This window comes from Algoriphagus persicinus (assembly GCF_035156415.1).
Classification (GTDB): domain Bacteria; phylum Bacteroidota; class Bacteroidia; order Cytophagales; family Cyclobacteriaceae; genus Algoriphagus; species Algoriphagus persicinus.
This window is the reverse complement of the sequence record NZ_JAYEEY010000036.1, coordinates 18,570-32,951: the sequence shown is the minus strand read 5'-3', so window position 1 is coordinate 32,951 and position 14,382 is coordinate 18,570. Positions and strand designations below refer to the sequence as shown.

General features: G+C 41.9%; 8 protein-coding genes and 1 pseudogene. 3 read left to right on the top strand and 6 right to left on the bottom strand.

The genetic code is table 11. The annotated features are described in order from the left end of the window. Positions 1 to 157: 157 nt before the first annotated feature. From U3A58_RS19850 to U3A58_RS19835, 4 genes are all read right to left on the bottom strand, one after another. Positions 158 to 1,741 (bottom strand): SusD/RagB family nutrient-binding outer membrane lipoprotein, encoded by a 1,584-nt coding sequence (locus tag U3A58_RS19850; RefSeq protein WP_323826145.1) that lies wholly within the window; start codon positions 1,739 to 1,741, stop codon positions 158 to 160. A gap of 41 nt (positions 1,742 to 1,782) precedes the next feature. Then, a complete protein-coding gene (locus U3A58_RS19845) occupies positions 1,783 to 4,059 on the bottom strand; it encodes a SusC/RagA family TonB-linked outer membrane protein (protein WP_323826144.1) in 2,277 nt (758 codons plus the stop codon). Further along, a complete protein-coding gene (locus U3A58_RS19840; RefSeq protein ID WP_465038366.1) occupies positions 3,960 to 5,081 on the bottom strand; it encodes a TonB-dependent receptor plug domain-containing protein in 1,122 nt (373 codons plus the stop codon). Before U3A58_RS19840 ends, U3A58_RS19845 begins: the two co-directional genes overlap by 100 nt. Before the next feature lie 570 nt (positions 5,082 to 5,651). After that, positions 5,652 to 6,254, bottom strand: a complete 603-nt coding sequence (locus U3A58_RS19835) for a class I SAM-dependent methyltransferase (RefSeq protein ID WP_323826142.1) — start codon at positions 6,252 to 6,254, stop codon at positions 5,652 to 5,654. A gap of 201 nt (positions 6,255 to 6,455) precedes the next feature. On the opposite strand from U3A58_RS19835, the gene U3A58_RS19830 reads away from it, so the two are divergent. The 3 genes from U3A58_RS19830 (at position 6,456) to bla (ending at position 11,150) form a co-directional block, all read left to right on the top strand. After that, positions 6,456 to 9,464, top strand: coding sequence for a PVC-type heme-binding CxxCH protein (locus U3A58_RS19830; RefSeq protein WP_323826141.1), 3,009 nt, complete (start codon positions 6,456 to 6,458; stop codon positions 9,462 to 9,464). 75 nt (positions 9,465 to 9,539) lie between these two features. Next, positions 9,540 to 10,391 carry a hypothetical protein gene (locus U3A58_RS19825; protein WP_323826140.1) on the top strand — a complete coding sequence of 284 codons (852 nt, stop codon included), beginning with the start codon at positions 9,540 to 9,542 and terminating at the stop codon, positions 10,389 to 10,391. A gap of 27 nt (positions 10,392 to 10,418) precedes the next feature. Next, entirely contained in the window at positions 10,419 to 11,150 is a 732-nt protein-coding gene (bla, locus tag U3A58_RS19820) for a subclass B1 metallo-beta-lactamase (protein WP_323826139.1), read from the top strand. Positions 11,151 to 11,276: 126 nt separating this feature from the next. Here the strand turns inward: bla and U3A58_RS19815 are convergent. Together U3A58_RS19815 and U3A58_RS19810 are read right to left on the bottom strand one after the other, a co-directional pair. After that, a pseudogene (locus U3A58_RS19815) lies at positions 11,277 to 12,856 on the bottom strand (calcineurin-like phosphoesterase C-terminal domain-containing protein). Next, a complete protein-coding gene (locus U3A58_RS19810) occupies positions 12,853 to 14,289 on the bottom strand; it encodes a SusD/RagB family nutrient-binding outer membrane lipoprotein (RefSeq protein ID WP_323826138.1) in 1,437 nt (478 codons plus the stop codon). Before U3A58_RS19810 ends, U3A58_RS19815 begins: the two are co-directional and overlap by 4 nt. Between the last annotated feature and the right edge of the window lie 93 nt (positions 14,290 to 14,382).

Genomic DNA, 14,382 nt, shown 5'->3' with positions numbered 1-14,382 from the left:
TCTTTAAAGACTACATTTAAGTCTTGTTTTTCCACACCTCAAAGTACATATTTTGAGTAAAACAAGAAAGGCTAGCCGAGTAATCGACTAGCCTTTTAAACTATCTACTTTTGAGACAGCCCCTTATTTTTAATCTATAAATCTGAATTGTTTTAACTCAATTCCCGCCATCCCACCAAACTCTGGTAAGATAAAAATCAGGAAGTGTTGCTCCTTCTTGGAAATTGGCGTTGGAAGCAACTTCTGAAGCAGGATATCTTAACTTTCTCATGATGGCACCCTGGGTAACATTTGCAGGGTGATTGGTTGGAGTTAAAACCGGATAACCTGTTCTTCTCCAATCAGACCAAGCCTCCCACCAATTCAAGAACTTGCTTGCCCACATTTGATCTCCTATCATTTCCAATGCTGGTTTTTCGACGCCGTAAGGGTGTCTTGCCAAATAAGCATCTACCTGAGCATCAGAAACCACAAATGATTCATCAAACGGGGTGTACATCTGCATAGCAGCCCGAACTCCAGCATTGTAATGGGCAGCAGCTGTACCCGTGATTCCAGAACCAATATTTCGTTCCAAAGCTTCTGCCATCAGAAAATGGGATTCCGCTGTATTCATCATCAAATAAGGTGAACCTCTTTCTAACATGAGGTAGTTTATTCTGGAATAGGTTGTCTGCTGGTCAACGGGCCCTCCTTCCATTAATTCCAAACCGGCTGCGTCAAATCCATTTGGCATACCTTTTTGTTCTAAAGGATTGGTATTGATAGGATTCCAAGCTACTGCAGACCAAGTGGCGATTCCACCACTGATGATCATCAATCTCGGATCTACTTCTGCAGCTGTTGTTGCACCTGCTTTTAGCCAATCCACAAAGGTATCACTTAAATAACCTGGTTGACCGCCATCACCGGGAAAGAAAGCTCTGGAAATTCCGTTTTGATTGATCCAAAGACTTGGCCCTTCCGACATAGGTACCCAGAAATTATCTGCATTGGTTAGCATCACTCCTCCAGCTATTGCCTTTGTCACATATTCCCCAGCAAGTTGAGGGGCGACATTTGATACGCGCATGGCAAGACGCAACATCAGTGAATATCCAAACTTTTTCCATTTGGCGATATCACCTTTGTAAACCAAATCAGCCCTTGCAAACCCATCATCAGGATTGGAAGTACTCAAAGCTGCTGTTGCTTCTTCAAGTTCCTTTAGCAATGCTGGGTAAATGTCAGATTGAGGGTCATACTCAGGGAAGAACACCCCATTCATCCCTTGTAATGCATTGAAGTAAGGAATATTGCCATAGAAATCAGTTAGTCTATGGAAGTTCAGTACCTGCATAATTCTAGCTGCATGCCTAGTGTTGAGTTTGTTTCCTTCATCATATCCTCCCGGACCGGTCTGTTTGATGACTTCTGAGAAATTTTTCAATGCATCTCCATAGAAGAATTCAAATGGTGCTGAATTGGATTCAAAGTTCTCTGTATACTTATCACCCGGTGCAATACCGCCTCCAGCATTGGCAAGCTGCTGTATCAGGTAAGCAGTCACACCGATATTGGTACGCCAATCTATAAACCTGTTATCACCCGCAGATCCACCGGAAGCTGTGCCCAATTGGCCCGCTGTAAACATGAAATTGAGGTCTATTTGATTGACTGCCTGAGGATTGATATTCAGGTCATGTAACTCTTCTGTATCGCATCCCATCATCGCTATACTCATAGCCATGATCGTTATCATTATTTTATTTATAAATTTCATAGTATGATATCAGTTTTTGGTTAAAATCCAGCTCTTAGGTTAAATCCGAAAGTTCTGGTCTGCGGCATACCAAAGTAATCCAGACCTTGTCCATTACTTGACGAGTATCCTGATTCAGGATCGATATTTTCCACATTTTTCCATAGAATTGAAAGGTTTCTACCTACAAATGACAAGTTGAGTGTTGTCAAAGGCGTTTTGTCCAAAATTCTTCTGGGGAAATTATAACCAAAAGTAATCTGCCTCAACTTGGCAAATGAGCCGTCATAAATAAAGAAGTCCTGCACCCTATTTCCCATTTGGTTCCAATAGTTATTGGCCTCTCCTGGAGAAAGTGTTTTGTTGAAAGCTTCATAGATTGGATTTCCATTGGAATCAGTATCTGTCTGCACCACTCCGGAAACTGTCAAAGGTGCTTCACCTGCTCTTCCCTGAAGAGTTTGTTTGTGTAGCCCCCATTGGGTCAATCTCACATTAGTTCCGGAATAAAGATCCCCACCAAATCTGAAATCTACCAAGGCTGAAAGATTAAAACCTTTCCAGGTAATACTGTTGTTGATACCTCCGGTCCAATCAGGAATACCGTTACCGATTACTTCCATCATATCGGACTGTACAGGTGCACCGTTTGGTTCAAATACTGGCTGACCATCAGGAGAGCGTTTTTGCACCCATCCTGCCAATACACCAAAAGGGTGACCTGTTCTGTGTTGTACAAATACTGTCCTTGTTCTAGGTTCTTCCACATTAAGGATATCATTTCCTTCAATCAGAGATTTCACTTCATTTCTGTTTCTTGCCAGATTGAGTGAAACATCCCACCTAAAATCCCCCCTCTGAACGGGAGTTCCTGTTAAGAGGATTTCAACACCTTTGTTTTCCATTTCACCTAGATTGACCAAGGTAGATCCAAATCCTGATGATCTAGAAACCTGTGCATTTAATTGGTCATCCGTACTTCTCTGACGGTACATTGTAAAATCCAGTCCCAATCTATTTTGGAAAAACCTCACATCAACACCAGCTTCAATTTCTGTGGAGAGAAGTGGTTTTAGAAATTTGTTTGGGATGGTACCTGCATTGCCCTGTGCTGTGGCAAAAGAAGCCATGGCCACCTGATTGCCATCGAATCCAATTGCCGGAGCACCCAGTAAAGAGTAAACATTGGCTATCTGATAAGGCCCTACAGTTACGTTACCTACTTGTGCCCAAGATGCCCTTACCTTTCCAAAACTTAACCAGCGAGGCAATTCACTCATGGCATCAGAGAAAACAAAACTTCCTCCTACTGATGGATAAGTAATGTCATTGAACTCAGGGTCCAAAACTGAGAACCAATCTGTCCTGCCTGTTGCAGTTAAGAACAAGATATTTTTATAACTGAATTCAGCTGAAGCAAAAACTGAATTGATACCCCAACCTGAATAGCCATATCCAAAGTTTCTTGTAATGGAATTGTTGATAGCATGGAAGAATGGAACATTGAATCCCTGGCCACTGGCAGAAATCGTTTCATCCTCTCTACGCATCCTGTTGGCTCCAACAAAAGCATTGACACCAAAGTCACCAAATGTCCTGCTATATCCCAACATAGCTTCCAAATTGATTTCGCTCACATTTCTGGTATTCTCATTCATACCACCCCCTCGGCTGTATCCTGTACCTTGCGGAGTTAAATTAGATCCCCTTCTGGTATACCAATCCATACCGGCCCTTCCGGAAATATACAAGTGATCAGTAATATCAAACCTTAGACTACCGGTAGTCAATATTCTGTCCCTCACGTCACTGACCGATAGTTGGTACGCAGAGAAGTATGGATTTTGTCCCCATGGATTGTTCACCATTAGGTATTCCTCTCTTTCTGCAAAACCCCAAGTGTTCAATAATGCGGGATCAGTTCCCACAGGAATGGTACCCAATCGGTTTGGATCGCCTTTACCCCATTCCACATTCACATTTGGTGGTAAAGCAAAAATTGATTGGAACGCATTTCCAGGTGAATCAGATAATCTGGGTCTGTTTTTGGTTCTTTCATTGGAATATAAAATCTTGGCATCAAATGTCAATCTTTTTCCAAATTTACCATTGGTGGACATGGATATGTTTAACCTGTCGAATCCGGCATTTGGTACTACAGATGAACTTCTCAGGTCAGTCACGTTGAATCTAAATGTCTGGTTTTCTCCACCGCCTGCTAAGGATAGACTATTGGTAACTGCTGTACCTGTCTGATAAAACCTATCCCAGTTATCACCTGCATGGACATAAGGTCTTTCCACTCCATCAAAATGCATTGAAGTACCACTTCCCAATCTTTCACCCCAAGCCTGTGTTCCCCAATTATATCCCTGTTGCACTGNTCACCTGCATGGACATAAGGTCTTTCCACTCCATCAAAATGCATTGAAGTACCACTTCCCAATCTTTCACCCCAAGCCTGTGTTCCCCAATTATATCCCTGTTGCACTGTCGTTGGTCTGACTGCCGCACCAGTGATTTGATCTCCTTGGAATCGACCGGAACCAAATGTAGTCTGCAGGTCGGTTTGGTTGTTGATCCTTTCAATTACTGTATTGGTGTTGAATTCAACTCCAATTCCTTTTCTTTTGGTACCTCTTTTGGTGGTGATCAAAATGACACCATTGGCAGCCCTTGCACCATACAATGCTGCAGCACTCGCACCTTTCAAAACAGTCATAGATTCGATATCATCAGGGTTGACAGATGTCATACCATCTCCACCATCTGAACCGCCCCAAACTCCAGCCTGTCCAAAGTTGGTATTATCCATTGGAATACCATCCACCACATATAATGGCTGGTTATTTCCCTGAAGGGAAGTATTGCCCCTGATAATTACCCTAGAAGATCCCGCTGGACCGGAAGCAACATTGGTCACATTTACGCCGGCGACCCTACCTGCAAGTTGATTGGCAATGTTATTTTCCCTTGCATCGGTAAATTCCTCTCCACCAACAGTTGTGATAGAGTACTGCAGAGCCTTGACATTTCTTTCAATACCAAGAGCTGTTACAACTACCTCCGAGAGTTCGGAAGCATCCTCGGTAAGGATAACATTAATTACAGACTGATTTCCGACTCTGATCTCCTTTGCTGCAAATCCAATGTAGGAATACACCAAAATCGTCTCAGGATCGGATACATTTAAGGAATAGTTCCCATCAAGATCTGTTGCTACGCCTGTTGACGTACCCTTGATAATGACAGAAACTCCCGGAAGTGTACTCCCATCAGCAGCGCTGGTGACCGTACCCCTTACTGTCTGTGCAGATGCCGGACTTATCGTCCAACTCATCAACACAAGACCACTAATTATTAGTATTAGGTTTCTCATAAAAAATTTGGTTTTAGGTTTATTGATCAATTACATTATATAAATTCGATCCCTTTTGGGGACGTAGTTTTAAAGTTTATCCAACTGCCTCAGTACAAAAAATAAAATAATTTTATTTGAAAAAGTAACCGATGAACCTAAAAGTCTCTTTGGGTAAAACGATTTATCAACCTGCTGAATTTTTTGCAATGATGAAATTTAAAATTTAAATTTTTAAAAAAAAACTTCATGGCAAAAATATAAAATGGCTTTCCGCCCGATTCGGTCTGATGATCCTGGATATATTTTTTAGCACGGGCCGTAAGCCGTAAATAGATCGGTAGTGTAATAGCCGGACAGCCCGGATGAAATTCCCTCTTCTCCGTCATAAAGCTCCATAGTGCTCCGTGCGGGACTTTATGAGACGGATAATGATTGTGTCCATCGGTATGCAAAAAAAAGGGGCTAAAATCAAGAAATCGGTCTCTATTGGATAAAAAAGGCTATCTTCAATTGATAAACTTCAATTTGAGACAGCCTCTTTTTTTTCTACTATTCCCTCTTCTCCCAAAACTTCAACTTCCCTTTATTGCTTGATTTAACAAGTAGGTAACTTTCGGGAATCTCGGCGGCATCTCCACAATAAGTCACGATTCTGGTGCCTGCGGCAGCTTCTTCAAATTTCTCCCGGATCAGCTTGATATACCTATGATACTGTTCGAAATTGATGCTGCCCTCCTTATCCAACTTATCCTTAAGATTGATGTTTTCTTCAAAGGCATTAAAAAAATAAAAGGCATCATACCTTCTAAAGTCAAGGTTTTTTAAATCCCCATGGATAAAGTCCACGTGCTGAAGCTGGTATTTAACTGCCAATTTTCTGGAAAGTCGGACTAGGTTCTCCCGTTGCTCTACTCCTGTGAGTATTGCTTTAGAATTTGCAGCAGCGACCAGACAGAATTTTCCTGCGCCAGACCCTAGATCCAATACAGTCCTACCCCCTTCCTGATCTAAAAATGCTATCGCTTTCCTTGCCACATCCACGGGAGTCCAATGCGTGCCGGATAGCTTTTTAATTTTCACAGGATAAAGTGCATCAAATTCCTCATCCATCATATCTCTCAGTGCCATAGAATCAAACATCACTTTATTCATTCCATAAAATTAAGATTAGGAGGAGAAAGAATACCTGTCCTTTTAGGAAAATACCACATAACTTATAAAACCTCTTAATTTAATTTTTAGCTTACCAAATATTCTCTTCCTACATTAATCAGGCCTATATTTCCCCTCACATTCCCAGACTTTTCATTAATTTGATATTTGGATTTTCTAACCCTATTAACCTTTCATTCTATGTTTAAGAAATTTACGATTCTCAGTCTGCTGGGATTATTGCTTTTTTCCTGCGAAAAAAAGCCTGCTCATCTTTCAGATGAAGAATATTCCAACCTCAGCGATGAGCAAAAAAGAAGCCCTGAACATGCGATCGATGGAATAATAGTAGCTGACGAGCGCTTGGAACTCACACTTTTTGCTTCAGAACCCATGATGTCAAATCCTACCAATATGGATATTGATGATCGCGGAAGAGTCTGGATCGCAGAGGCGTATAATTACCGCTCAGCATTGAACCCTAGAAATCCTACCAGAGCAGAAGGTGACAGAATCCTGATCATGGAAGATACTGATGGTGATGGCGTAGCAGATGAATCCAAGGTGTTTTATCAGGGAAATGACATAAATGCAGCATTGGGTATTGCTGTCTTTGGAGATAAAGTATATGTCTCTGTCAGTCCGTATGTGTATGTATTCACCGATGCGGATGGCGACGATGTTCCGGAGAAAAAAGAGATCCTCTTCGAAGGAGTTGGTGGAGAACAGCATGACCATGGAATGCACGCTTTCACTTTTGGTCCTGACGGCAAATTATACTTCAACTATGGAAATGCCGGTGAAGGCCTACACTACGCTGATGGTTCTCCGATTTTGGATCCATTGAACAGAACAGTAAATAATCAAACTCAACCCTACAAGGAAGGTATGGTTTTCCGTATGAACCCTGATGGATCGGATGTGGAAGTACTCGGATGGAATTTTAGAAACAATTACGAAGTAGCCACAGACAGCTACGGCAGAATGTGGCAATCCGACAACGATGATGATGGAAACCGAAGTACGCGGATCAATTACGTCATGGATTATGGAAACTATGGTTTCAAAGACGAATTCACCGGAGCAGACTGGAGAGCTAGAAGAATCAACATGGAGGACTCAGTTTATCAGCAACACTGGCACTTAAATGATCCTGGAGTAGTACCAAATCTTCTTCAAACCTACGCTGGTTCTCCTACAGGAATTTTGGTATATGAAGGCAAATTACTTCCAGAAGAATACCAGAATCAGGTCATCCACTCGGATGCAGGACCTAATATCGTGAGAGCTTACCCAACCGTACCTTCAGGTGCAGGATTTGATGCTAAAATCATCAATCTTCTCGATGGAAACTCAAGAGACAACTGGTTTAGACCTTCCGATGTGACAGTAGCACCTGATGGATCTTTATTTATCTCAGACTGGTATGATCCGGGAGTAGGCGGTCATGCCATGGGAGATCTGGATAAAGGAAGAATCTATAGGCTAGCGCCAAAAGACACTGATTATGAAGTGAGCAAACCTGATTACTCCAGTATTTCTTCTTTGATTAATTTACTTCAAAACCCGAATCGTGCGACTCACTTTAAAGCTTTCATGGCACTGGTAGAAAAAGGGAATGAAGCGAAAGATGCCCTAGAGAAATTATTTACCGAAGGAGAAAGTCGTATGCGGGCAAGAGCTTTCTGGGTGCTCACCAAGCTCCCAAATGGGAACGACTACATCAAAACTGCAGCAACAGACACGGATGAGAATATCCGAGTGGCAGCTATTCGTGCTTATCGAAATAACAAAATGAGCGATGTATCATTCTTATTGGACATGGCAGGCGATGAATCTGCGCAAGTTCGGAGAGAAGTAGCATTGGCTATTAGATACAAATCTAGGCCTGAAGTATGGATGAAGCTAGTCGAAGGATATGAGAGTGGAGATCGCTGGTACTTGGAAGCTTTGGGAATCGCTGCCGAAGGTTTTTGGGATGATTATTTACCAAAATATCTGGAAGCCAGCGGTTCGGGCTGGATGGAAAGCCAAGAAGCTAAGGACATTGTATGGCGATCACGTGCTTCCAACACTGCCGAATTACTTGGCAAACTCATCCTCACACAACCTGGAAGAAATAATCAAGCCTATTATAGAGCTTTGGATTTCCAATCACCAGCTGCCAAGAATAAAACCCTAAAATCGCTACTGGCAAATGCTCCTGAGGAAGATCAATTGATTATTCTAAGACAGATCAATTTTGACCAAAAAAATCCTGATAGGCAGATACTTTCACTTGCAAAACAAACAGCTGGAAGTATTGCAGATGATAGGGATTTCATGGATATCGTCAATAAGTATGGCTTGACAGATCAAAAGGAGAGGCTGGAAAAGTTGGTTTACCAATCTGAAAGCAATCAGCATTCACAAATGGCCGCAAACATTTTTGCATCACTTTATGGTATGGATGACATCAAAAAATCCTTCCGCGATACAGAGCAGGCTCAGGCTATTTTGGCTATTCAAAAGTTTGGAGCCATTGACAATGAAGCCATGGCAAAGTCACTTGCGGACATCTATTCCGACGAATCCAAGTCACTGGAATTAAGGACTGCTGCGATGGAAGCTGCGAAAGGCTATAATTCAGAACCCTATCTCTGGGAACTAGCCAAAGCAGATCAAATACCTGCTGATATGCTTCCTATTGCTCAGAAAATTCTGCTTTCCTCGTGGAATGGAAATATAAGAGCAGAGGCAAATAAGAAATTTGGAAATACTACTGAAAAGTCCACTATCGATCTTCCTAAGCTCCTCGCTCAGGAAGGAGATGTTCAGAAAGGACTCCTTATTGCTGATAATTACTGCGTGGCCTGCCATAAAATTGAAGACAAAGGCATTGACTTTGGCCCAGCCTTATCCGAAATCGGGGACAAGCTATCTAAAGAGGGACTCTTTAATGCTATACTCAACCCATCCGAAGGCATGGGCTTTGGGTATGAAACCCAACTTGTAAAATTGAAAGACGGCACACAATTCACATGTATTGTCAATTCCAAAACTGAGAATGACTTGGTGGTAAAATTAGTTGGCACCGCCGAGCAGAAAATTTATAAGCTTGTGGACGTGGAAAGTGTGACCCAACTTGACGAGTCCCTTATGCCTAAATTTCCGCTTACAGAAACTGAGCTAGTCGATCTTGTCGGCTATCTGGAGACCTTGAGGAAATAATCCATACTTGGCCCGCACCCTATCCAGTGATACTCGGTGCGGGCTGTTTTACTTCCCGTGTTTTTTGCTGATTTAATGACTACACCATTGCGTTTTCCCACTTATACTTCCATAAGCGAATCTCCTGTCACCTTTTGTGAAAACCTCTCACCCGAAGTTTTCCAATACCCCTTTTTTAATCAAGGTGTAACGACACTTCGAAAACCGCATGCTGAACGAGAATCATCCATTTTAGAGGATCATCTTGATCTATCGGAAAGCCAACTATTACCTATAAAGGGCTTTATCTTCCACACTTCGCACTGTGGCTCCACCTTATTGGGAAGAATGCTCGGCTCTTCTTCTCAAGTAAGAATGGTCTCTGAGCCAGAATCAATCAATGGCTTATTGCTGTCTTTTCTTTTGCACCAACTTCCCGAAGACCAAGTCCTGGCCCATCTTAAGCGGGTAATAGATGCCTATAGAATTCCGGGGGACGGTAAAAAATTCGTCCTATTCAAATTAACCTCATGGAATGTATTCTTAAATCAACTCTTCCAGAAGAGCTATTCAAAAACGCCTTGGATATATATAGATAGAGAGACAGAAGAACTTGTCCAGATACTTACAACTGAGGATGGTGGCTTTATAGACTGGTGGCATCATCCAGTGGATATTTTGAGAAAACACTTCGTAACAAGCCCGACTGCTTCTCTCACATTAGAATGTTACCTGCGAAGCATTATTTTAGGACACAGAGAACATGCGTTGACTGCAAAAAATAGAAATGGTATTTACATGAATTACCCTGAATTTCTCCATCAATTCTCACAAATTCTGGCACATTTTCAGCTAGCATTTACATCAGATGAAATGGAAAAAGCATTAGAATTCCGACGATTTGAGTCTAAAAAATTCGAACCTATTCTCTTCCAATCATCTGACTAGTACTCCACAAATACTACCCAATCCACTATGAACAACCTCCTTTTTAGCTTGGTAATATTCTTTTCTTTTTGGATAAATAGCTCACTAGCTCAACAAACGCTACACAAATCTGAAACTCTACAGATCGAACAAATCAGTCCAAATACCTTCGTGCATATCAGCTATCTGAATACGAATGATTTCGGCAAGGTGGCATGTAATGGCATGATTGTCATCAATGATGGAGAAGCACTGGTTTTCGATACACCGGCAAATGATGAAGCAAGTTTAGAGTTGCTGAATTGGCTGGAAAACGATCAAAAAGCCAAAGTTAAAGGAGTTGTAGCTACGCATTTTCATTGGGACTGCCTGGGCGGACTGAATGAATTTCATGCAAAGGCAATACCTTCGTACGCTTCCAATAGAACTATTGAACTAGCGAAAGCTGCAAGTTATCCCATACCGGAAAATGGTTTCAAAAAAAAATTAATCCTGGAAGCAGGAAATATAGAGGTAATCAACCAATTTTTAGGTGAAGGACATACCAAAGACAATTTTGTCGCTTACGTTCCTTCCGATAAAGTTATCTTCGGCGGATGTATGATCAAAGAGATGGGTGCCGGAAACGGCTATCTCGAAGACGCTAACGTCGCTGCCTGGCCAGCTACTGTTAGTAAACTAAAATCGACATTCCCTGAAACTAGGATCGTGATTCCCGGGCATGGAAAAATTGGTGGAACGGAGTTGTTGGATTATACGATTGAGATGTTTGAAAAGTAGAGCAATTTTACATTAATAAGGTCCTGCTTCTGGAGAAGCAAGACAACCTTTAGATATGTTTAGCGGATAATCCACAAAAAAGCCCTTGCAGATATCCGCAAGGGCTTTCAAATTTCAAACCATAATTTACTTTTTCTCAATAATTCGTAAGCTCGCTTCACCAGAATGTGCTTGTCCAAAGCGATCGGTAGCCTGGATATGAATTATATGCTCACCGGCTTCTAACCCATTAGGAATTACTCCTCTCCAAAGGTGTTTGCTCTGAGCTGGATTAGATGGCCTTCGTCCATCAATCAGTTCTTCTGTCACATCCCATTCGAATAAATCAATCAAATAGGAAGGATCATAATCCTCCACTTTAGCTGCCGCTTTCCATTCTCCCTCATTAAATTTGATCAACACCTCATCACCTTCTCCCCCCATGAAGAAGTTCACAAAGATGCCTGAAGTAGTTCTCTTGTCTTTCTCAAGAACTTTTGGCGCAAGATCTCCATCTGATAATCAATGGATTTACCGGCTACCTGATAGCGGATTTTATATTGGTTTCCTTCGAAGTGTATCAGTGCGTAGCCTTTTGGCGTTCCGTCACGCATGGTGGAAACAGGAATTCCTTTTTCATCCAATGTGCCCTTATACCAGTCCCCAGAAGTAGTACCTACATTGTAGTGATGATGTGGTTTTTCTTGTTTCCAACCGTCCTCTTTGAAAAACAAATCTTGCTTCTGTAAATGGGTGTGGGCAGAAAGCGATAGTGTGTAAGGGAAATCTTCCAACAAATCAAAAATCTCTTGACGATCCACATCACGGAATGAATCTCCCTGCTCAGACAGTGGTATGTGCATAGAGATTACTATCAAATGATCTTTGGGTACAAACTTCAGGTCATTTCTCAAGAAGTCCAATTGATCTGATCGCAAGCCACCCCAATATCCCTGCTTATCTCTAGGGTCTGGCCACAAGATATCATCGAGCACGATAAAATGAACCTTGCCCACATTGTACGCATAAGCACTAGGACCAAAATGTGCTTCAAATGTTTCGTCCGCAAACTCATCCTTTTCCACATCGTAATTCTGATCGTGATTTCCCATGACATTATACCAAGGAAGACCAACTTTCGCTACAGCTTTGGCATAAGGGGTAAACAAATCCAAATCATCCCCTACTAAGTCTCCAAGAGAAAGGCCAAATGCCACATCTTGAATCCCTTCAACCTCACTGACAATTCCACGGTCAAAGAAGTCAACTTCTTCCAGTGTGTAAGGCTGCGGATCTCCAAAAATTAATGCGCTGAAATCATCAAGTTCCTCCGTGGAAGCCATCGCAAAGTTGATTTCCTTGGGTAACTCTCCTGTAGGAGCAGAACCTGCATATTTTAGGTCAGGAGAACCACTTGGCTTATGAATATAATAAAACTGAGGTCTGTTCAGTGAGTCTAATGCAACTGCAAAACCACTTGGCTTAATCACAAAGAGCAATTGCCCGTTTTCCAATCCGATTTCATAATAGCCCTTTTCGTCAGTTTGTACCACTTCTCTGCCATTGGAAATACTGACTGAAGAAAGTCCAGCTTCTCTACGTTGCTTTTTCCCATCGCCATTGGTATCATGATAGACATAGCCCCTTGCCAGTTCTTGGGAAAATGCCGTGAAACTTGAAAAGAGCAGAACTGTTGACAGTCCTGCTTGTATGAATTTTAATATCATTGTTCCCACCATACTTTAGTATTAATATCATCTGCACCCATTCTGGCTACAGCGGCACTATAATTTTCAGGATTGTTGATCTGTACACTTACAGGATATCTAAATCGTACTGGAGCCTGCTGATTATTTAGCATTCCCTCATTCTTTGGAAGTACAGGGAGGCCTGTTCTGCGATATTCAAACCATTGCTGGTAATCATTGAAATACAACCCCACATATTTCTGAAGCATAATCCGCTCCAACGTTCCGTCGTAAGCAGCAGCCGGATTCTCGAAATAACCTTCGGTATATTTTACTCCCCACTGCTCCATAGCAGCCTTTACTCCATTTTCATAATGAACCATCGCATCTGAATCTATCACACCACGTTGTGCTAATTCTGCTTTGATAAATTCCACTTCTGAATAGGTCAAAATCAAGGAGATCATCGGAGCCTCCACCAACACTCTGTTGTGATTACTTGGAATAAACTGAAACTGGTTTTCATTGCCGTCAAACCCGCTCGGAATCCCCTTATATCCTATATCAGTCGTTCCATCCATTGCTCGAGCTCTAGTCATGAATTTCTCTCTTCTAGGATCTTCCAAGGCATTAAGATTATCTGCAAAGAATTCCGACATCGAACGGAAAGTCGTGAAGTCAATCGCCCTTCCCCAAGGAGAAAGATTTGGTGTAACTCCCGTTATCTGAAGTATGGCAGACTCAGCCGTATTTTCAAATACCGGATACTGATCTGGATTATTGATTATAGCAGCGAGCTTTGCTAGGGCGTTCAGCTCTGATCTATTAGATACTCTAAGCAACAATCTTAAGTGAAGGGAATTGGTAAATTTTTTCCACCTAATTACATCATTGTGAAAGAGAATATCATCTCCATAAATCATTGCCTGCGTGTCGTCATATAAAGTATTTGCACGCTCTAAATCTTGGAAAATTTGCATATAGACAGCCTCTTGGGCATCAAACTGTGGCTGGAAAATCCCTTCCTCTGCTCTACTTGCATCCACCATAGGAATATCACCAAAGCTATCTGTCAATTGACTAAGGCTGTAAGCTCTCAGTGTAAGTGCGATAGCTTCGTAATTCAGATCGGAATTAGCTATGGCAGAAGTCTCCATTTCTTTGATATTTATTAGCCATCTGTAATAGGTGCTCCAAGTGGAATTCCCTGCGGCTTCTGAAATATCATAGCGATGAATTCCTCCATTCGCACTTGGAAAAGGCAATGCCACCTGCATGACCTGAAAGGTGAAGGCATCTGCCCTATCCGTACCAAAACTGGATAATCCATAAATAGTAGGATTGAGTAAAGTACCTGGACTGATCTGGTCAATCAGGTTTGGATCTGTGTTGATTTCTTCAAAATCACCAGTACAGGAAGTAGAAGCCCAAACCAACGATCCTAATAATAGTGTTGCGATATATTTTTTCATGTGTTTATATTTTTCTTTTAAATGTCATAACCTGTCCCGTGACGAAGGAAATGGGATGGAATCTCGCATGGGGAATAGTCATCCCTGTGTGTG

Excerpts from the sequence above, each read along its gene's own strand:
- U3A58_RS19845 (WP_323826144.1), bottom strand. The coding sequence starts at position 4,059 with ATGCATTTTGATGGAGTGGAAAGACCTTATGTCCATGCAGGTGATAAC.
- U3A58_RS19810 (WP_323826138.1), bottom strand. The coding sequence starts at position 14,289 with ATGAAAAAATATATCGCAACACTATTATTAGGATCGTTGGTTTGGGCT.
- U3A58_RS19830 (WP_323826141.1), top strand. The coding sequence starts at position 6,456 with ATGTTTAAGAAATTTACGATTCTCAGTCTGCTGGGATTATTGCTTTTT.
- bla (WP_323826139.1), top strand. The coding sequence starts at position 10,419 with ATGAACAACCTCCTTTTTAGCTTGGTAATATTCTTTTCTTTTTGGATA.
- U3A58_RS19825 (WP_323826140.1), top strand. The coding sequence starts at position 9,540 with ATGACTACACCATTGCGTTTTCCCACTTATACTTCCATAAGCGAATCT.
- U3A58_RS19835 (WP_323826142.1), bottom strand. The coding sequence starts at position 6,254 with ATGAATAAAGTGATGTTTGATTCTATGGCACTGAGAGATATGATGGAT.
- U3A58_RS19850 (WP_323826145.1), bottom strand. The coding sequence starts at position 1,741 with ATGATAACGATCATGGCTATGAGTATAGCGATGATGGGATGCGATACA.